General features: G+C 63.6%; 14 protein-coding genes. 6 read left to right on the forward strand and 8 right to left on the reverse strand.

Annotated features, from left to right (window positions below; translation table 11 throughout):
• Nucleotides 1-55: 55 nt before the first annotated feature.
• The 4 genes from C481_RS11090 to C481_RS11105 form a co-directional block, all read right to left on the reverse strand.
• Nucleotides 56-1,048 carry a M14 family zinc carboxypeptidase gene (locus tag C481_RS11090; protein WP_006109299.1) on the reverse strand — a complete coding sequence of 331 codons (993 nt, stop codon included), beginning with the start codon at nt 1,046-1,048 and terminating at the stop codon, nt 56-58.
• A gap of 225 nt (nt 1,049-1,273) precedes the next feature.
• Nucleotides 1,274-2,467 (reverse strand): tyrosine-type recombinase/integrase, encoded by a 1,194-nt coding sequence (locus C481_RS11095; protein WP_006109300.1) that lies wholly within the window; start codon nt 2,465-2,467, stop codon nt 1,274-1,276.
• A gap of 182 nt (nt 2,468-2,649) precedes the next feature.
• A complete protein-coding gene (locus tag C481_RS11100; RefSeq protein ID WP_006109301.1) occupies nt 2,650-4,263 on the reverse strand; it encodes an alkaline phosphatase family protein in 1,614 nt (537 codons plus the stop codon).
• Nucleotides 4,264-4,519: 256 nt separating this feature from the next.
• A complete protein-coding gene (locus C481_RS11105) occupies nt 4,520-5,530 on the reverse strand; it encodes a lipid II:glycine glycyltransferase FemX (RefSeq protein ID WP_006109302.1) in 1,011 nt (336 codons plus the stop codon).
• 276 nt (nt 5,531-5,806) lie between these two features.
• On the opposite strand from C481_RS11105, the gene C481_RS11110 reads away from it, so the two are divergent.
• Entirely contained in the window at nt 5,807-6,889 is a 1,083-nt protein-coding gene (locus C481_RS11110) for a DUF1616 domain-containing protein (protein ID WP_006109303.1), read from the forward strand.
• A 192-nt stretch (nt 6,890-7,081) separates the two neighbouring features.
• On the opposite strand, the gene C481_RS11115 is transcribed toward C481_RS11110, so the two are convergent.
• On the reverse strand, nt 7,082-7,777 hold the full coding sequence (locus tag C481_RS11115; protein WP_049904611.1) for a hypothetical protein: 696 nt from the start codon (nt 7,775-7,777) through the stop codon (nt 7,082-7,084).
• A gap of 249 nt (nt 7,778-8,026) precedes the next feature.
• Between C481_RS11115 and C481_RS11120 the strand changes: the two genes are divergently transcribed.
• The 5 genes from C481_RS11120 (at nt 8,027) to C481_RS11140 (ending at nt 16,342) form a co-directional block, all read left to right on the forward strand.
• Complete coding sequence (locus C481_RS11120; RefSeq protein ID WP_006109305.1) at nt 8,027-9,928, forward strand: hypothetical protein; 1,902 nt, start codon at nt 8,027-8,029, stop codon at nt 9,926-9,928.
• A 477-nt stretch (nt 9,929-10,405) separates the two neighbouring features.
• Nucleotides 10,406-11,494 (forward strand): Gfo/Idh/MocA family protein, encoded by a 1,089-nt coding sequence (locus C481_RS11125; RefSeq protein ID WP_006109306.1) that lies wholly within the window; start codon nt 10,406-10,408, stop codon nt 11,492-11,494.
• A gap of 42 nt (nt 11,495-11,536) precedes the next feature.
• A complete protein-coding gene (locus C481_RS11130; protein ID WP_006109307.1) occupies nt 11,537-12,988 on the forward strand; it encodes a flippase in 1,452 nt (483 codons plus the stop codon).
• Between the two features lie 319 nt (nt 12,989-13,307).
• A complete protein-coding gene (locus C481_RS11135) occupies nt 13,308-15,017 on the forward strand; it encodes a right-handed parallel beta-helix repeat-containing protein (RefSeq protein WP_049904601.1) in 1,710 nt (569 codons plus the stop codon).
• Between the two features lie 329 nt (nt 15,018-15,346).
• Entirely contained in the window at nt 15,347-16,342 is a 996-nt protein-coding gene (locus C481_RS11140; protein WP_006109309.1) for a polysaccharide deacetylase family protein, read from the forward strand.
• 29 nt (nt 16,343-16,371) lie between these two features.
• Here C481_RS11140 and C481_RS11145 read toward each other — a convergent pair whose 3' ends face one another.
• The 3 genes from C481_RS11145 to C481_RS11155 form a co-directional block, all read right to left on the reverse strand.
• Nucleotides 16,372-17,391, reverse strand: a complete 1,020-nt coding sequence (locus tag C481_RS11145; RefSeq protein ID WP_006109310.1) for a GNAT family N-acetyltransferase — start codon at nt 17,389-17,391, stop codon at nt 16,372-16,374.
• Between the two features lie 138 nt (nt 17,392-17,529).
• Nucleotides 17,530-18,795 (reverse strand): glycosyltransferase, encoded by a 1,266-nt coding sequence (locus C481_RS11150; protein ID WP_006109311.1) that lies wholly within the window; start codon nt 18,793-18,795, stop codon nt 17,530-17,532.
• Nucleotides 18,792-20,150 (reverse strand): prenyltransferase/squalene oxidase repeat-containing protein, encoded by a 1,359-nt coding sequence (locus C481_RS11155; protein WP_006109312.1) that lies wholly within the window; start codon nt 20,148-20,150, stop codon nt 18,792-18,794. The genes C481_RS11150 and C481_RS11155 overlap by 4 nt, the downstream gene beginning before the upstream one ends.
• Nucleotides 20,151-20,198: the final 48 nt, after the last annotated feature.

A 20,198-nucleotide genomic window follows, 5' to 3' on the forward strand; every position in this document is an offset into this window, starting at 1 on the left:
GTTCGCGACTGCTTTCGAGAATGCCGACCGCTGGGGTAGCGTGCGGTCGAGACCGTTACTCGCTATCCCACGGCCAGGGGGAACTGGACCCGCGCTCGGGGATCGTGTTCGCCAGGTCGGGGTCGCGGGCGAACAGCGATCCGTCGGCGGTCTCGGCGAGGAGGGTTTCTATCTGTGCACGCATGTGCCGGACCATCTTCCCCTCCATTCGCTGGCCGCGGTCGTCGACCTGTCCGGTCATCTCCAGCAGGGCGCTGCCGTACCCGCGGATGCCGTACGCGTTGCGAGCGATGTTCGCACCCGTGCCGCCGGGATACTGCGACATGTTCGCGAATCCGTACTCGTCGTCGACCTCGTCGTACATCGCCCAGTTCATCCGCTTCGAGCGTTCGACGGCGTCCGCTTGAGCAGCGGGGGCGATCGGCCAGAACGTCGACGCGCTGATCGACTCGCCGTCGTCGTCGACGTAATCCCCGGTCTGGGTGTGCAGGTCGGCGACCCACGTCGGTTCGAGGGCGGTGACGTAGTCGATCATGGCCTGCGTTTCCGGCGACGGGTTGTCGGTCGCGCCGGGTTCGTAGTCGTGCTGGCGGTTCGGATCGATACCGTCGGCGTTCGTCCGCTGATTTCGCATGCCGCCGTCGGGGTTGTGCATGGGGAGCGCGTGAACGGTCAGTTCGTCCCGGACCGGCGCGACGGCGTTCCCGCCCGCGGCGAGCCGTTGTAGAACCTTCAGGAGCGCGACGGTCCCCGTCGGCTCGTCTCCGTGCTGCTCGCTCGTAACGAAGACGTCCGTGTCGCCGTCGCCGACGGTCGCCACGACGAGTTCGCGTCCCTCGATGCTGTCGCCGATCGTCTCCAGGGAGACGGCTCCCTGGCTGGTGTGTTCGTACGTCGCCAGTCGATCCATCACGTCCGCGTGCGTGTGCCACCGCGAGTTCTCTCGCGGATAGTTCTGTGCGCTTGCAATCCCGATACCGGACTTGAGTACGCCCGTTCCGGCTCCGGCGATGCCACCGATCAACGATAGTGCGTTACGCCGCTTCATAATTGCCTATGACTGTAACTTATAGTTATATTTAATTCTTGTATTAATGTCCTGTCAGGTTCGCCGATAAATACAGCCGACGGTTGATGATAGCGACGGCGATCGGGAGAGCCGGATTCGAAGAAGACGGGACGATCGACGCGGAGTTCAGTCACCGCTCGATACCGCAGTCCGTCGAGCGCAACTGCACGAGCGGGACGAACTCGTCTCGGTTCTCGACGGCAGTCAGTTCTCCTCGGTTCCGTTCGGTTTCCCGTCCGTGTCGTTTACGTCCGTCACGTCGATTCGGAGCGGTTCGTCGACCGGAACGGCGATCGCTCGCTCGCCGGTCGAGATCCGCAACGCCGGCTGTTCGCGCGTCGCCTCGCGTCGCGTTCGCTCGCCGTCGGCCGTTCGGCCGTTCGTTCGCTCGAGTTCGCCGCGGACGCCGCGCGGGGTCAGGTAGTCGCCGTCGACCGCGAGGCCGATATCCGCACAGAGGCGTTTGAGCACCGACCGGGCACCTTCAGTCGTGATCGCCGGCGGGGCGATGTCTCGCTCGCGGGCGAGTTCGGTCGCCGTCGCGTCCGCGAGCAGGGATTCGATCTCGCGTTCGTCGTGGCCGCGGTCATCGAGTACCGTCCTGACCCGGCGGGCAATCGAGGGGGCGTGTCGCGTCGGAAAGAGGGGCCACTCGTTCGAGGGCGGATCGAGGACGACCCGGTACCGCCGCAGCGGCGTGCGGGCGGGGGCGAAGAGGGACACGTCCTCCAGGCGCTGGGACTTCCCGAGGACGCGAATCGTTCCGGTGTAGAAGTCGACGTCGTCCCAGGTCGCGCCGGTCCGCCTGTCGTCTTCGGGGACGCGAAACAGTTCCGAGCCGCGGACGGCGGAGTGGGCGAGGAGCGCGACCATGGCGTACTCGCGCAACCGCGTCCGCCGTTCGACCGGGTCCTGTCGAGTCGTCTCCGAGAAGGCGCGTTTGCGGACGTGGGTTTCGAGTCGGCGGCGCTGTTGGGCACTCCAGCTGTCGGCATCGTCGCGATCGGTTGCACTCGGCAGGGTCGATTCCGCGAGTTCAGTTGCGGCCGGATTCGTTTCGAGGATGCCGCCGCGGACGCACCACGAGAGGAAGGCCCGGACGACGGCAAAGTAGGTCCGGGCGGATGAGGCGGTGTAGGCACCGCGCTCGGTCCGTCTGTGTAGCTCCTCGGCGTAGGCGCGAACGTGATCGCTATCGAGGTCGAACAGCGAGGTCAGACCGAACTCGCGGTCGAGCCAGTCGGCGAATCGACGGAGGATGGATTCGGCGTTCGATGCGTACGCGCCCGCACCCGGTCCGTCGGGATCGCCGACGGCCTTTCGCTGGAGGTAGGCGTCGACGGCGTCCGCGACGGTGACGTCGGCGCCGTTGTCATCGGCCGGTTCACGATCAGGCACGCCGATTCTCCCCCCTCTTCCCGTCGGTGCGACGAGCACGGCGGCCGAGACCGGAATCGTCGCGTCCCATCATTCGTGTCTCCTACTGCGACGGCGCGGTAAATCCGTGTTTCGGTGACTCGGGTCGAGAAAGAGGAGCAATCCGTTACCGCGGCGAAAACGGGTCGCGTCGCCGCCCGTGCTCACTCGAGATAGCCCAGATCCGCGAGCCGCTGTTCGACCCCCTCGTCCGCGGTTTCGACGACCTCACCGTCGTCGCGCCTATCGTAGGTCGCCTTCCCGCTCGGTTCGACACACGGGAGGACCGCGCCGTCCATGCGCTCGTCCGCCGGGACGCCGAGCGTCGCCAGGACGGTCGGCGCGACATCGAAGAGGTGTGCGCTTGCGACGCCGGCGGCGCGGTCGACCCCTGCACCCGCGACGGCGACCGTCCCCTCGAGCTTGTGGTTCCATGGCTCGCTCGGCGGCCCGAACTGCTCCTCTCGCAGCGTCGCCGACAGGAAGTGCTCGAAGTCCGCCGGAATCGTCACGATGTCGACGGCGTGCTCGCTCTCGGGCCCGTGGAAGAACTCTTCGCGCGGGCGGACCGCCTCGAAAACCGGCTCGCCGTCCGGCGTCCGCACCGAGCGGAGGGCGTCGATAACCTGCGTGCGAACCGCCTCGTACTCCGCCTGCGGTACCTGGCCGTTCGGCTCGCGGCCCTCGAGATTGAGCCGGACCCCGAGTTCGATCCGCGAACGCACGTACGCCTGCGAGTTCGGAAAGTCGACCTGGGTCGCGCCCGCGCTGACGAGCCCCGAGGGGACGACGGCGGCGACGAGGCCGGCGAGGCCGAGTCGTTCGAGCGCGGCACCGAGGCGCTGGCTCGTGAGACCGACGCTGGCGGCGGCGGCCATCGAACGCTCCGGCAGGCCGGGATCGCGCCGCGTCGTCTCCTCGCCGGCCTTGAGGGCATCGTCCCGCACCGTCGCCCAGGTTGGCATTCCCTCGCCGCCGTCTTTCGTCTCGACGTAGCCCTCCCGGCGGAGGTGTTCGTTCGCCCTGAACTCGTGGCCCGCGTAGGGGCCCATGCCGTGATCGCTGGCGACGATAACCGTGTCCGGGTCGTGCGTTTCCAGCACGGACGCCACTTGGCGGTCGAGTTCGCGATAGATCGCCCGGATCGCCGCGTCGTTCTCGGGCTCCTTGTGGAAGATGGAGTCGGTCACCTGGAACTCGAGGAAACCGAACTCGGGGTCGAACCGGTCGGCGAGGTACCGAAACGCCTCGCCGCGCATGCGGACGCAGTCGCTGGAGGCGCTGGCGAGGTCGTCGGCGTCTTCGTCGGGATAGACGCGGTACTCGCCGAGTTCGTCCCTGACATCCGCGAGCAACCCGTCGGGGTGGCAGGTCGGGTCCTCCGGCGCGGTGTAGCCCGGGATCAGCGCGCCGCTGAACTCGCGGGGCGGGTGCGTGACCGGGACGTTGACGACGACGCTCGCGATGTCGTGTTCGGAGAGCAACTCCCACAGCGACGGCTCGCGCACGTCGCTTGCGTTGACCACGTCCCAGTCGTAGCCGTCGAAGGAGAGAAAGCCGAAGACGCCGTGCTTGCCGGGATTCTTCCCAGTGTACATGGACGGCCAGGCGCTCGCCGTCCACGGCGGAATCTGGGATTCGAGCGCGCCGCTTGCCCCGTCCTCGTAGAGCGATTCGAGCGTCGGCACGTCGTCGTTCGCAAACAGCGGCTCCAACACGCGGTCGCAGGCTGCATCGATCCCGACGAGCAGGGTCTGCAGCGAGGAATCGTCGTCCATTGCCGGCGTCTCCGCGGCGGTTCCCTTTCGTTATGGGCGGAGTTACCGCGAGCCGCCGGTTCGTGGGTCCTCATCGGGATCACGATCGCCGAGAGCCGTCGGGGACCGAGTGTCAGTCAGCCGCCGTGAAACGACGGGTAACCGCGTCCTACCCGTCCTCCGTTTCGCATCTCTTGTCCTCGCTTTCGCTTTCGCTCTTGATCTCGATCCCGCTCTCGTTCCTCGTCTCTCATCTCCCCTCGCTCTCGTGCCGAGACTATTTGACCGAGTCGTACAGCGACGCCACCGTCCGCATTCCCCACGACCCGTACTCCAGACTGTAGTACGTTTCCAGGTCCGGATTGAACTTCGCCTTGTACCGGTTGATCCGGCGCGTATCCGCGCCGACGAGATCGTACGTCTCGAGTTCGCGGTCGCGGGCGTCCGTCATGATCGCCCAGTCGAGCAGGTCGTTCGTCGGCACGTCCACGTCTGCATCCGTTCGAACGCCGCCCATCCACCGGCCCGTCGTGTCGCCGTACTCGAGCGCCAAAATGCCGCCGACGAACGAACCGTCGACGCGAAGCACGTACGGTCGCACGTGCCCGTTCGCGGTCCGCTCGGCGAGGTCGAGGACGAACTCGACCGGCACGTCGAAGCCGATCCCCTGGGATTCGTACCGGTTTTTCACCTGCTCGTGAATCAGGCGAATCTCCTCGAGACCGCCGACCGAAACCTCGTAGGCGTCCTCGTCGGCGTTCGTGATATTGCTCCGCGCGTCGCTGCTGAACGACAGTAGAAGTTCGTCGCGCTCGCGCGCGAGATCGACCGCGTAGGTGTACTCCGGCGTCGCGTCGAACTCGTTCCACTTGAACGGCCGCGAGTCCGCGACGCCCGTGCTCGTCCTGACGTGGGCGTACCGCGGCGAGAGTTCGGTTCGGATCCAGTCGAGACAGCCGTCCATGAACCGCTGGCGACGTCGCTCTCGCTTTCGCTGTTTCAGCTTGCCCATGTTCAGAAACGCCGGGCCGAGGTACGGCACGCGGATGTGCGGCGGCGGCGAGAACACCGTCGCCACGAACCGTTTCCGCAGTTCGAACACCGGAAAGAGGCCGACCGGTTCCTGTCCCTTGAACCCGATCAGCGGATGGAGCGCCGCCCCCGAATGGTCCGCCTGGACCTCCAGGGCCTCGAGTTCGTGACACAGCGTTCCCTGCGGGGAGCGCTCGACGAACTCGTTCCAGCGCTCGCGGTCCTCGTCGGTCGCAACGCGAACGTCGATGCTCATCGCGTCGCCCCTCCGTGTAGCCGACGGACTCCGCCGTCGGTCGACCCGTTCGGAGCGCTCTCGTGGGATGCATGCAGCGTCGCTCGGCCAGTCATACCGACAGCCTCGCACCACGAGCACTTTGTAAGCGACCCGTTTCCACCGGTGACGGCCCGTCGAGCGGGGCGAACGAGCGGCGAAACCGGTCACGAGCCGCGTTCTGCGGGATCGCGCGAGCGCGGGGGAGTCCCCGCCCAGGTTCTCGGTTCGGATCGACCGGTTACGCGACTCGTAACAATGGTCGAACCAGTCGACGCCCGGATAACTGGCTCATACATGAAAGAGCGTTTGACGAATACGACCGAGCCGTCCGCTACCGTCGGCCGGGGACCTGGAGCTATCGCGTCCCGCCTCCCGACCGACCTGATCGGCGTCGCCGGATTCACTGCACTCGCGGCCGTCCTCCTGCTCGTCGTCGAAATCACGATGCCGATCGCTCGCGTCGCGATCGGGTTCCCACTGTTGTTTCTCGCACCCGGGTACGTCACCGTCTCCGTGCTGTTCCCGCGTGACGAGCCGCCGGCGCGGACCGAACGCGTGCCGGTGATCGGGCAGACGCTGTCGGTAACCGGGATCGAACGCGCGGCGCTCTCGTTCGGGCTAAGTTTTGCGCTCCTGCCGCTGCTCGGTCTCCTGATCGCCGCCACGCCGCTCGTGTACACGGTAACGGGCGTCGTTGGAACCGTGAGCGGGTTCGTTCTCGTCGGTACCGCTCTCGCCGCTGTACGCCGCGCTCGAGTGGCACAACCCGACCGCTACCAGTTCAGTCTCGCTCGTACCATCGACGCGCTCTATACGGCGGTATTCGGTACGAGTTCACCCGTCCACACGGCGGTTAACGTCGTGTTGGTCGTGAGCATGCTCGTTGCACTTTCGACCGTGGGGTACGCGCTCGTCGCGCCACAGGACGGCGAACAGTATACGGACATGAAACTGCTCACGGAGGACGACTCCGGTGAACTCGTCACGGCTGACTACCAGACGTCGACGGAGCCCGGCGAATCCGTGCCCATGACGATCAGCGTCGAGAATCAGGAGAACGCCGAGCGGGAGTATACGGTGGTCGTGCAAGAGCAGTGGGTCGAGGACGGGAGCGGAAACGTGTTCAACCGCACGGAACACGAGCGATACTCGTACGAACTCGGAGACGGGGAGCGCGAACTCACGAACGGCACCGTGACGCCGAACGCCGAGAGCGGGACGGTTCGAATCGCGGCGTTGCTCTACGAGGGCGAGGTGCCGGAGTCGCCGACGATGGCGAACGCCGACCAGTCGACGTACCTCTGGACGACGATCGAGGAGGGCAGTGGGGACGAATAACGGTAACGGCAACGAGACTGAACTCGCCGTCTGCGGTGGTTCGTTCGTTATCATCCGACGGTAGATAGAACGCTTCTTGCGTTTTACGGCAATATCTGAGTAGAGTGATCCGTACACAGTGAAGAGACGGATACCGTCCGAAGAGATTGACTGACCGACGGAAAGGAGACCGTTTCACTCTGAATACAGCTATCAGTCGGCCGCCGCCCGAAAACACCAACCGGCGTAAGCCAGCAATCCACTTCCCGAGAGAAAGAGCGCCACTCTGACGCCGATGAGTCCGTTACCCGTTAGCCAATAGCCTTGAGATTGATATCGTGTTTGCCAATAATACTCCCCATCATATGCAATAATCTTGTTCTGCTCGAAATCGCTACTGTGTTCGCCATACACCGTAACTGACCCGGTTTCGACAGCCTCCTGAACTTCTTCGGACCGTTCCGCCGCATCCACGGCAGTGCGTTCAACAGCCTCAATATTGCTAATTTCCGAGAGAGTTAACACCGTTTTATTGCCTTTATATTCACTTTCTGGAACATACGGCTCACCCGCCATTGTGACGACGGGATACCACCGCGGATCGTCAGTGATTCGCGAGTCGTTACGGAACTCTTCAGAATCGTCTATGAACCCATCGTATTCAACAGATCCTGCCTCGAGTATTTGCGTTTCCAAAGCGCAGGGGCGTTCACCGGGGCATTGTAATACTTGTTCAGATTGCTGAAGAGCTGCTTCCGCTCCGGCTTCAGTTTCGATCGTTTCGACATGGTACGTGACTTTGTATTCCCCGCTTCCATCGGGATGGAGATAGAGCGGATTTAACAGAAGAACGAGACCGAGAAGGGCAGCCCCCGAAACAGCAATGTATGTCAAATATGTATGGTTCATAACTCTCATCATGTCTACCACCTAAAACTATTTTTGATGGAGAATTCACACTGGCTGTCATCATCGTCTTATCCGTCACTTCTTCACCAGCGCTTTTCCGAGAAGCGAGTGTAATACTCTTGATTCCGCTAGCCGGTCTCAGACTGTCGTGGACTGTTTCTCATATCGAACGGACGGTACATCCAGACTTACGGTCAGCAATCGGTGAATAACAAGGATAGCTATCGGATAACGTCGCAGCAGCACCGAATGTCTTCCCAGTCAGCCGCCTCTGACGATCCGTTCCGGAAACTCGCGCTCGCTATCGGCTTCCTCACGGTCGCCGTCACCGCGTTTCTCGCCCACGAGTCGCCGGCGGCCGGATACGAACTCTCGATATACACGATGACTCCCGACCAGGTCTGGGTCGGGTTGCTCGTGGCGATGAGTATCGCCCTCGCCGTCGCGTTCGTGCCGGGAGCACGCACCGATACCGATGGTACCGATAACGGTACCGAAACCGGCACCGACGACAACGACGGCACGCCGTCGCGCGGACTCTTCACCAGCCGCCTGCTCGCTCTCGGACTCGGCGGACTGGCGATGACCGTCTTCGCCACACTGCCCATCATCCGCGGCTACCGCTTTTTCGGCCACCACGACGCGTTAACGCATCTGGGCTGGGCTCGCGCCATCGCCGAGGGAACGATCGTTCCGTTCGACCTGTACTATCCCGGTATCCACACCGTGACCGTCCTGGTCAACGCGGTCCTTGGCACCTCGCTGGAACACTCCATGATGCTGACCGTCTTCCTCTCGCTCGTCGTCTTCTGGGTGTTCGTCCCGCTCTGTATCGGGACGGTCGCCTCGGACCGCCGAGCGGTCGTGATAGCCACGTTCTCCGCGTTCTTGCTGTTGCCAATCACGACGATCTCGATGTTTATGACCGCCCACGCGATGTCACAGGCAGTGCTGTTCTCGGCGCTGCTGCTTTATCTGTTCGTGAAGTATCTTCGCGCGGACCGGTCGCTGGCGTCGATTTCGGCCGTCGGCATCGCGCTCGCAGTCACCTCTATCGCGACCGTCGTCTACCACCCGCAACTCGTCGCCCACCTGATCGTCGTCTTCCTCGGAATCAGTCTCGTCCAGTTCCTTGCCCGGCGGATCGCGGCGACCGGCCGGATCGCCTCGCAGACGCCCATGTACGGCCAGTCGCTTTTTCTGGTAACGCTGTTTCTCGTCTGGACCTCGAATCACGGTTTCTTCGGCGGCATGATCGACCACTTCCTCAGTTCGGCGGTCGAGTTCATCCTCGCGGGGAGCAACACTGCGGGCGATTCGGTCGCGATGCAGGGGGCGTCGCTCGGTGCGATCGGGGGCAGCCTCGTCGAGATCTTCCTCAAGTTATTCCTGCCACAGCTCGTGTTCTCGGTGCTCGCTGGCGGGCTGATTCTCGGTGCCGTCTTCGTCCGGGGATCGGACTGGTTGGCGAGGATCCGGCCTGAAACGCTGTACTTCGCCGTCGCTCTGATCGGACTCGTGCCGCTGTTTGGCATCTACTTCCTCGCGCCGGATTCGACGATGTACTTCCGGGTCTTCGGATTGATGATGGTCTTCGTCACCCTCCTCGGTGCGCTCGCGATCTACGGCCTGTGCAGTCGTTTCTCGGGTGCGAGCCGCTGGCGACGGTCTAGATTCGTTCCCTCGGGACAGCCGCTGTTTGCCGTCGGCTTTGCGCTCTTGCTCTTGCTCTCGCTGGCTGCCGTCTTCTCCTCGCCATACACCTACACGCCAACCGCGCACGTCAGCAACCAGGACATCCAGGGCTACGAAACGACCTTCGACGACCGAGACGGCGAGATCGGTCTCGTCGGATTGCGAAACGGTCCGAACCGTTTCGACGACGCCGTCAACGGGAACGGAGAGCGCATGCGAGTTCACCAGGACGTTCCCGAGTCGACGCTCGGCAGGAATCTCACTGAGGAGTTCGAAGGGGATCGGTATCTCGTGTTGACCCAGTACGATTACGATCGGGAGGTGATCGCCTACGGTGAACTCCGGTACAGCGATGCGCAGTTCAGTGCCGTCGAGAACGAGCGGGGGGTCAGTCGTATCCACTCGACGGACGAGTTCGAGCGCTACTACGTGGATACCGAGAGGGGAGACGCGTAACGAACTGAGCGGCTTGCACGACGCGTTTCGAACGGGTTAGATTGTTCCGTTGTTCCGTTTTCGAGCATCGTGGGACGCTCTATCGGTTTCGGTGCCGGTGCTGTTATGGCGGCGGTGCTGTCGTGGTGTCGCGCTGTCGTGGCGGTGGTGCTGTTGTGGTGTCGGCACCGTTGAAGAGCAAGCTGTGCCGTTCCCGGATCGGTACCGCTCTCGGTGTCTTGCTGGTTCCTGGCGGTGTTCGCTGGCGGCTCGCCTTCGACCGCGGAACCCGATAGTCACTGCTCGCGACGGAGTGGACGCGAAATTCGACCCCTTTCGAATACGCAGGCACCAGTTACCGCTGTGGCGGGCAGCCGAGTGAGCGTTCCCAATGCGGCCGCTATAGCGCTGTTTCCGTCGAATTAGGTGGGAAAACGATCCTGTAGATCGGTAATAGATCTATAACAATACCGTTGTCTGTGCGTCTTTCGCAGGAGAATGACAGTCAAAACGGCAGTAATCGGCGCGGGAACAGTTTCGGAGGTTCACCTGTCCGGCGTCGCCAAGAACCCCCAAACTGATCTCGTTGCGATCTGTGATCTCGACTTCGAGCGGGCGCGCCAGGCGGCACGGCAGTACGACATCACGCCGTATGCGGATATCGATGACCTGCTCGACCAGGAATCGCTCGACTGGCTCCACGTGTGTACGTCGGTCCAGAGCCACCTGCCCCTCGGCAAACGCGCGATCGAGGCCGGCGTTCCGCTGTTGATCGAGAAGCCAGTCACCGAGACTATCGAGGAGATCGAAGAACTCGAGGCGTTCGCAGCCGAACACGACGTGCCGGTGTCGCCCGTCCACCAGCACGTCTTCGATCCGTCGATGCGGGCCGCCCGCCGGCTCATCGACGCGGGCGAACTCGGACAAATTCGCGGCGTCGATCTAATCTACACCGGTCTCTCTTCGCCGGACGAGGCGAACCGCGGCACCTGGGTCTTCGATCTCCCCGGCGGCGAGTTCGAGGAAGGACTGCCCCACCCGCTCTACTCCGCACTTGCTCTCAGCGGCTATCCCGAGAGCGAGGACTCGATTTCGAGTCTCACGCGGCTCATCGGTGACTACGACGACGAGTTCGCCTACGACGCGGCCCAGTTGCAGTACGTCACCGAGGACGACGTGTTGTGTAACCTGAAGATGCTCTCGAGTTCGAAGCCGCGACACGAGATTTACGTCCACGGCTCCGAGCGGTCGATCCACCTGGATCTGATCCTCCAGACGGTCCAGACGGTCGACGACGACTACCATCTGTCCTCGTTCAAGAAAGGGAAGGAGGCGGTCACTCGCTCGGCGGGCTACCTGTCGGGGCTCCTTTCGAACGCCAAACTTGTCGCCGATGGACAGCTGAACGACGACTGGGAGACGGCGACGCGAATGAACCCCCACTACGCGCAGTTCGACCGGACCGCCCGCGCGCTCGAACGCGGTGCCGAAATGCCCGTGTCGCTCGAATCGTCGAAGTGGACGATCCGCCTGCTCGAAGAACTCCGCCGTGCGAGCACGCCGCCCGTTCGTACTCCAACGCCGTAACACGCGCCGCGCTCACCGACTCAGTCATCGGATATATAATATATGAAGGATACGCTCCTCTCCGGGTTTCGAGCGACGCTCGGCGCCGAGATCGTTCGAACGGTCGCAAAGGGCATTCTCACCGTCTCGCTCGCCCGACTCTTTCTGACGCCGGACGAGTACGGCATCCTCTTTCTCGCCATCTCCGTCTTCAGCGCGTCGTTGCTCTGTAGCCGGCTGGGCATCCCCCGATCGACGGCTCGGTATATCGCGGAATACCGCGAAACCGACCCCGGACAGGTTCCCTATCTCGTCCGGAGTTCATTGCTGTTCCTCGGCATCGTCATGCTGATAGTTGCCGCCGCGGTCACGGTCTTTCACCAACTTCTGGCCGATCTGTTCGGCGAACAAGAGCTGGCTCCGCTCCTGTTGCTGGGCGGCGTCTACATCAGCGCCTGGACGCTGAACTCGTACGTCCATACGCTTTTCCAGGGGTTCAACCGCATCACCTGGAGCGCGAGAGTAACGATCATCACGAACGCGTCGACCCTTCTGTCCGTCGTTGCCCTCCTCCTGACCGGTAGCGGGGTGATCGCCGCTCTCATCGGCTATATCATCGGGTATGCACTCGGCGCGGTGTACGGACTGGTCCTCCTGTATCGCCTGGTCGCCGAGTTCGATCGCGCCGCCGAACCCGAACCCGGACTGCGGCGACGGTTGATCGAATACAGCCTTCCGCTGACGGTTTCCGACGGCGCAAACGTCGTCTACAAACAGGTCGATACGCTCCTCATCGGCGCGTTTCTCACGCCGGTTGCGGTCGGCTACTACGTCCTCGCCAAACAGATCTCCGACTTCGTCATCGCGCCCGCGAGTTCGCTCGGGTTCACCGTCTCGCCGTCATACGGCGAGTACAAGGCAAACGGTGAACTCGAGGAGGCGGCACGGATGTACGAAACGACGTTCAAACACAACGTGGTGTTCTACGTGCCGGCGGCGGCCGGGTTGATCGTCGTTGCGGACCCGCTGATCCGGTACGTCTTCGGGTCGGACTACCTCGGCGCGATCCCGGTAATCCAGGTGTTCGCGCTCTTCATCGTCTTCCAGTCGATCGACAAGATCACGAACGACGCCCTCGACTATCTCGGGCGGGCGACCCACCGAGCCGTCTCGAAGGGTGCGACGGGCGCGTTCAACTTCGGGCTGAATCTGGTGCTTATTCCGACGATCGGCGTCGTCGGCGCGGCGATCTCAACGGTCGTGAGTTACGGGATCATGGTCGTCGTGAACATCTATCTCATCCACACTGAACTCCCGATATCGCCGCGGTACCTCGCGAAGTCGGTCGTCATGGTCTCCGGAATTGCACTCTCGATGGCGCTGGTCGTGTTGCTGGTGCTTCCCGCCGCCACGAACATCGTCTCCTTGCTCGCCGTTATCGGACTCGGCGTTACGCTCTGGGCACTCTTCTCCGTGACGAGCGGGCTGGTAGACATCCACAGCGTTCGTTCCTGAGCAACAACATCCCGGAGCCTTCGTTTCGAGATGAATCGAGTCAGCGCCGTCCTCTTACCGTAGTCAGCATCGTAGATTCCGCTTCCAACGGCCGCTATCCGGCGTTTTCTGGGAATCGAAACGTACCGTATTCCGTCTCCTATCGGGGGCGTTCACTTTCGTCCTGTTCTCTCATAGCCACTATATATTGAGATATAAAATCCAAAGAGCGAACATTCATGGGGTTCTTAAGATAATATCACGAGTTATTGACTGTATAGTTGGATTATGCTAAGATAAACAGAAGGTTTATGTTTGCGACTTCAAATCCCCTGACTGTATGGCACGCAATACGGTATTGGATGACGACGGATCTAGCGATCGGAAACCACCGGAAGGCGGTCAGGCAACGGAGAGTAATAGCGGATTACTCCACCGGCGCAGGTACCTCGGACTCGTCGGGTCTGCGGCGGCGGCGCTTGCAACGACGGTTGGAACCGGCGCGGCGGCCGAAGACTACGAGGAGATCACCGTCGCAGCAGGTGACTCCCAGACGGTACGTCTGAGCGATGGAGAAACGCTATCGAACCTCCTCATCGATATCACCGCACCCGACGCCTCCTTTCACATCCGGGCGATCGCGGACGACTGGGAGATCCGCAACATCGGCTTCCGCGGTAACTGGGATAGCACCGCAAAGGAAAACGCGATCATCTGCCAGGTCAACAGTTCGAACGCGACCGGCCTGATCGAGAACGTCTACTTCATGGGGAGCGAAAACGACGACACCTACCCGGGAATCACCGGCATCAACGTCGCAAACGGCCACGCCGGCGACCTCGAGATTCGAAACGTCAACATTCAGAACTGCCCGGACAACTCGATTTACGGGAGCAACCCCGGTGACTCCTCCGCTCACCCCAGCGGTGCCGGAGGCGGCGGCCCGGTCGTCATCAAGGACTCCTACGCTCGCAACTCCAGGGCCGGCGGATTCCGCGTCGGCACCGACGGCTCGCGCGTCGAGAACTGCGTGATCACCGAGTGCGACAAAGGGCTCTGGGGCTACTACGAGCACATAGAGGTCGTCGACAGCGACATCTCCAACTCGCATCACGCCGACATCATCTGTGGTGCACCGGACTGGCAGAAGGCCCAGAACGCGGAGATCACCGTCACGAACACCCGGTACGGGTCAGAAAACAATCGTGGCGCAGCGATCCACGGCTCCTCGGCCGGCACGCCACAGCGCACCGAAGCGGGCGACGTCGACGGCGTTCCACTGAGTCCGGAGGAGGCCGCTTCCGGCTCATCGTCCACGCCGACCCAACCGGACGACGGCTCCGACGACACGACGGACGACGGGAACGAGGGCGAAGAGGGAAATGAGAACTCGGCGGACGAGCACCTCCTCTCGTTCGTCACCGAACCCAGCGCCCGGTATGCAGGCTACGAGTTCAGTGCCGAGGGATCGATCGAGTTCACCGAAGCGCCAGCCGAGAGTCCGTCCGGGAAGCCGATCGAAGGTGGCACGTACGTTGCCGAGGACTTCATCGAAGAAGGCGACGGCGACGAGACGTGGCGCGCCGGCGGCGTGACCGGTGGCGGCTACGGTGATGCCTTCCGCGTTGCGGGCGCGGTGACAGCGATCGATATCGAACAACCCGAGGTCATGTGGGTTGAACTCGACGGCGAGGAAGTCTCGCCGGAGACGGTGGTCGAGCGGACGAGCGGTGACGGCGATGGCAGCGAAGGCGAAGACGGGGACGAAAATGGCGGTGATGATGGCGACGACCAGAACGGGTCGGCCGACCGGTCGAACGTGATCGTCATCGACGCGAACGGGCCCGACGGCGAGACGTCGTTCTCGTTCGAGGTCACCGGCGATATCGAACACACGCCGTATCTGGGCTCCCAGGTCGGCACCATCGACGGCTCTGCAGTCGAGGGGACGATCGAAAGCGGCTGTGACGCCTACGAGTTCAGCGGCGAGATTACGAACTTCCGGCTCGCCGGGAACGCCGATGTCGACGTCGAGTACGACGTGCGATAAGGCGCTGCCTGGTTCCGGATAGCGCGCAGCCGATCGCGTTCGGGTTGTTCTCTTTCGCCCGAATGCGTCTGCGGCGATCGTCGCACGGTCGCCTCGACGCGGTAGGGTCTTCCTATGGCGTCCCGACTGCACGGCGTCACCCGCGAATCGATTGCCGGCGCCGCGATCGGGCGCGCGTTGCCGTTTTGTGGCCACGATCTCTAGACTGCATCGAATAACCGTCTCCATACTAATAGTTCATCCAGGGGATCACTTCGTGTGTGCAGTCGTTGACGCCGCCGGAGATCTCGATCGCTCGAATGGCCTTCGACAGCACCAGACGCTAACACATGGGCAGTGTACTCATCTCGATCGACGCCGAGCTCGCGTGGGGGTTTCACGACCTCGATAAGCCGCCAATGGAGAGGGTGCAGAACGCGCGCTGGGGGTGGCGACGCCTCCTCGAACTCCTCGACGCCTACGAGGTCCCGGCGACCTGGGGCGTCGTCGGTCACCTCCTGTTAGAACGCTGTGACGGCCGCCACGCCGGTCACCCGGCCGCACGGAACGGCTGGTTCGACCGCGACCCCGGCGGCAGGGCTACCAACCGCGACCACTGGTTCGGCATGGACCTCGTCAACGCCGTCCGAGACGCCGATGTCGAGCACGAACTCGGCTGTCACTCGTTCTCTCACGCGTGCTTCGACCCCGAGGTGACCGACCGCGCCGTCGCCGAGGCTGAACTCGCGGCCTGTCTGACTGCGGCCCGCGATCGAGGCCTCTCGTTCGACTCGTTTCTCTTCCCGCGAAACGCCATCGGGTATACGGAGCTGCTGGCCGAGTACGAGTTCACCTGCTACCGCGGTCGCTCGCCGGCGCAGTGGTACGACAGGCCCTGGTTGTATCCGCTCGGCAAGTTTGCAAGTTATACGGCCGGGATGACGCCGCCGCCGCTGGTGACGCCGGAGATCGACGAAAACGGCACCGTCAACCTGCCGGGATCGCTGTGTCTGTTCTCGTTCGAGGGACTTGCGCGATCGATCGTCGAGCCGGTCGTCGGCGATCCGGTGGTTCGGAAGGCCGCACTGGGTATCGACGCTGCGGCGGCGGGTGATGGGATCTGCCATCTCTGGTTGCATCCGAACGATCTGACGACCCCTCGACACGTCGCTCGGCTCCGGCGGATTCTCGAGATTATCGACGAGCGCCGGCGGGAGTCGGACCTGCGCGTCGAGACGATGCGAGCGGTCGCTCGGCGAACGAAACGACGGGCGGCCGACGATCACGGGAGCGAACCGGTGCTCGAGACGACGAAACCAGAACGAAGCGTCCAGCGAATACGGTAGCCGGGAGGCGCTTTAGAAGCGGGTGGTCTCTACTTCAACGAACCGGCCACGCGCTCGTAAGCCGATTTCGCGAGCGTCATCTCGAGTCCGGAGGACTCGACGACGTAGTACGGCCGGAGGTCGCCGTTGAACTTGCCCTTGTACTCACAGAGGCGTTCGGTGTTCGCGCCGACGAGATCGTAGCCCGTCACCGACTCGAGTTCGGGATCGGTGACGAGATCGTCGAGGATCACGCGGTGGAGGCAGTTGTTGACGCTGACGCGCTCGTAGGAGGCCGTGACGCCGCCCTGCCAGTAGTAGGCCAGGTCGTTCGAGAAGAGGGTGATGATGCCGCTCTTGTACGTCCCATCGGGCGTTCGTGCGACGTAGACGCGCCAGCGCTCGTCGTCCAGGTTCGAGAGCAGGTCCCGCAGGAAGGGGCGGGTCATCGGCGCGGTATCGTCGTACTCCTCGTACTGGTCGACGACGTCGTCGTAGATCCGCAGCGCCGCATCGATGCCCTCGGTCTCGATCGAGAGGTCGAGTTCGTCGTACCGGCGCATCTCGTTGCGGAGGCTCTTGCTGAACCCCGCCATCGCGTCGTCGAGGTCCTCGCAGCCGTCGAGATCCACGACGTAGGTGAACTGCGGTTCGATCGTGAACTCGTTCCAGCCGTACGGCCGCGGATCGGCGTAGCCGAGCGGGCAGGTCATTCGGAACAGCGTCGAGCGCCTGTGCGTTTCGAGGTCCTCGAGGACACCCTCGGCGAGCGCGGCGTTGATCCGCTCCCACTTGCGCTGTTTGGGACTGTTCGGGTTGATGATCGGCCCGAGCCGCGGGACGCCCAGGGAGAGCGCCGGCGAGAAGACGGTGCGGCCGACGGACTTTTCGTCGACGAAGACGGGGAGCAATCCGACTGCTTGCTGTCCTTTGAAGGCACCATACAGTCGCAGGTCACCGCCGGTATGGGCGTCGAGCACGGTGAGTGCGTCCGGATCGTGAAAGACTTCGAAGCCGCGTCGCGGGAGCGCGTCCCCCCACTCCGAGAGGTCGAGTCGTTCGATTTCCATGTAGGTCCGGCTGCGATGACTGACCGTTTTGTTACCACGTGGTTACCGCCCCGTAACGCGTCCGATCCACGATCCGCACGCTGGCGGGATCAGTCACCTTCGTCGCCGACGAACTGGCACCGCTTTCCCAGTCACGTCTCAGTCCGTCTCGAGCGCAGCCAAAATGCGCCGCCAGTCCGCGCTCGCCCGGGCCATCGAGAACTCGTCTCGGACCGCGGTCGCGTTCGCCGCGAGGGACGTCCGCAGCTCGGGGTCGTCCAGACAGCGCGCCATCGCCGCGGCGTACGTTTCGGGCTCCCGATCCGCGACGACGAGTCCGTTCTCGCCGTCCGTGACGGCGTCCTGAATCGAGCCGACCCGCGGAACGACGGACGCGAGTTCAGTTGCCATGGCTTCGAGGAGGACGAGCGGGAGTGCATCCCGCTTCGACGTGAGCACGAAGGTCTCCGAGCGGTGGTAGTACGCGAGCGGATCGTCGACCCAGCCCGCGAGTTCGATCCGGTCGGCCAGCCCCCGAGCCTGAATTTCGGCCGCGACCGACTCGTACAGCGGGCCGTCGCCGACCATCACTGCGCTGAACTCGCGTCCGGTCGCGTCGAGTTCGGCGGCGGCGGCGACGAATCGGTGGGGGTCCTTTTCGGTGCTGAAGCGGCCGACCCAGACGAAGTCGACCGTTTCGCCGGTTGTTTCGTTCCTTTCGTCCGTGTCCGCGTCCGCGTCTGCGTCCGTTTCCGCGTCCGAGACCGAGCCCCCGGTCGCGCGATCGGCGGGCGGGCGGTAGGCGTCCGCGTCGATCGGGTTCGTCAGGCGCTCGATTCGCGCGGGCGGGACGCCACACCGGGCGAGTCGGTCGGCGTGGTCGGAGCCCGGAACCGAGACGACGTCGAACCGACGGAACAGCCAGCGCACGAGCGGGCCGTACCGCTGTGCGGCGTGATGATCGAGGTCGATACCGATGATCCCGAGGTGTGCCGGATAGCCGTAGACGGCCTTCAGCGCGAGCGCGTAGCAGCCGTAGGGAAACAGCGAGATCGAGGCGACCGCGTCGTAGTCGTTCCGGTAGCCCTCGTACAGCGCGAGGACGAAGAGGAGCGCGATGCGAAGGAGGCGGGGACCGACCTGGGGAACCGTGACGTTCCGCGCCGCGTCGACGCCCTCGACGGGAGCGAGCGAGACGAGCGTCGTTTCGCCGGCCGCGTCCGCGAGCGGTCCGTAGTGACGTTCGTTCTTGTGGGCGAGTCCGGTCACGACGAGAACTCGTCGCGTTTCGGCGATGCCGGGTGCCGGACGCGGATCGGATGCCGTGTCGGACACGGCGGACTCGCTATTCGCTTCACTGTCCGACGCCGACTCCGACGCCGACGATACCGACTTCGGCGCGCCGCCGACCGCCCGTCGGCTCATCGCTTCCCGTCGGCCGACTCTCGGTCGTCCACGAGCGCCGTGCGATTCATCCCCCGCGCCGCGGCATCGCTCGCCAGCATGAACTCCGAGAGCGCGTAGGCCATCCAGCCCTGACACCACCGCATCAGGGTCACGCGCTTCGTGTGGTGGCGATACTGCCGATAATAAAATCGTCCTTCCTCGCCCTCGACCCGCAGGTTCGCGAGCACCCACCGGAGGATCCGCTCGGCGAACTCGAGTTCACCTTCGCGCGTGAAGACGAGCATCCCCTGCGTGCTGGCGTGGATATCGCGGGGATAGGCGTTTCCCTCGTCGAAGTTCGGGGCCCCGTCGAGTTCGAACAGTTCCTCCCGGTAGAACTCGAGCGCGGTCGACAGCGTGTCGGCGTAGCGCCCGGCGTCGATCGCGTCGCGGTAGCGCTGGAAGGCCTCGATGACGAATCCGTTGTGGTGGCTGTCCATCGAGAGGTGCGACGCTGAAGCCGGGAGCCGGTAGGGCCAGCCGCCGACGTCGGTCTGGGCCGCTGCGATGTGGTCCAGAATTTTCGTCGCGCGCTCGCGGCACTCGTCGTCGCCGAAGAACTCGTAGAGATCGACGAGCATCGCAGCGCCGACGGCGGCCGCATTGATGGTGTAGGAGTCCTCGGGGTGGTTCATGTGGTAGTCGATCTTCGCCCCTTCGTCGACGTTGCGGTAGTTCAGGTCCTCGACGAGGAAGTCGACCGCCGTTCGGGCGAGATCGGCGTACTCGCTTGTGGCTTCGTCGTGGCGAGCGGCCTGCAGGAAGGCGCGGACGGCGTAGGCGGTCGAGACGATGTCGGGGTCGCTCGGCACACCCTTGGTATGGAGGTGCTGGATCGGATGGCGGTGGCCGCCGCAGAAGCCGCTGTAGTCGGTAATTCGCTCGTCGGCGAGCCAGTCCGCCAGTCGGTCGGCCTCGCCGAGCGGATCGCAGGCAGGCGAGACCGCATCGCTCCGTCTCGCGAGGTCGTGGTAGTTCAGGTTCGCCATCGCGAACAGCGCCGCGCCCTTGTAGTTGCGTTTGCACTCGACCCGGAACAGCGGTCTGACGTCGACGGGCGTGCGTTTGACGGTCTCCTGAACGACGAGATTGAGCACGCGGTTCTCGAAGGGAAGTGACTGGACGAGCTGGCTGCTCAGTCCGTCGCCGTAGTCCGGCCCGACGTAGTCGTGTCGCCGGGCGTAGGCGAGCGTTGCATCGAGAACGGGACCGTACTTGCCGAAATCGATCGTTCGCTCCCCGGTGCTCGCCGACGAACCGCCCGCGGCAGCAACGTCTCTGGGGGTGTCGGACTCGGTCGTCGCGGTTGGGTGGGAACGTCCGTGCGACTGCATCTACTGACTGCTGACCTGTGTGAGCCATTAGTATCCGCTCACTACCCG

It is taken from the genome of Natrialba asiatica DSM 12278 (assembly GCF_000337555.1).
Taxonomy (GTDB): domain Archaea; phylum Halobacteriota; class Halobacteria; order Halobacteriales; family Natrialbaceae; genus Natrialba; species Natrialba asiatica.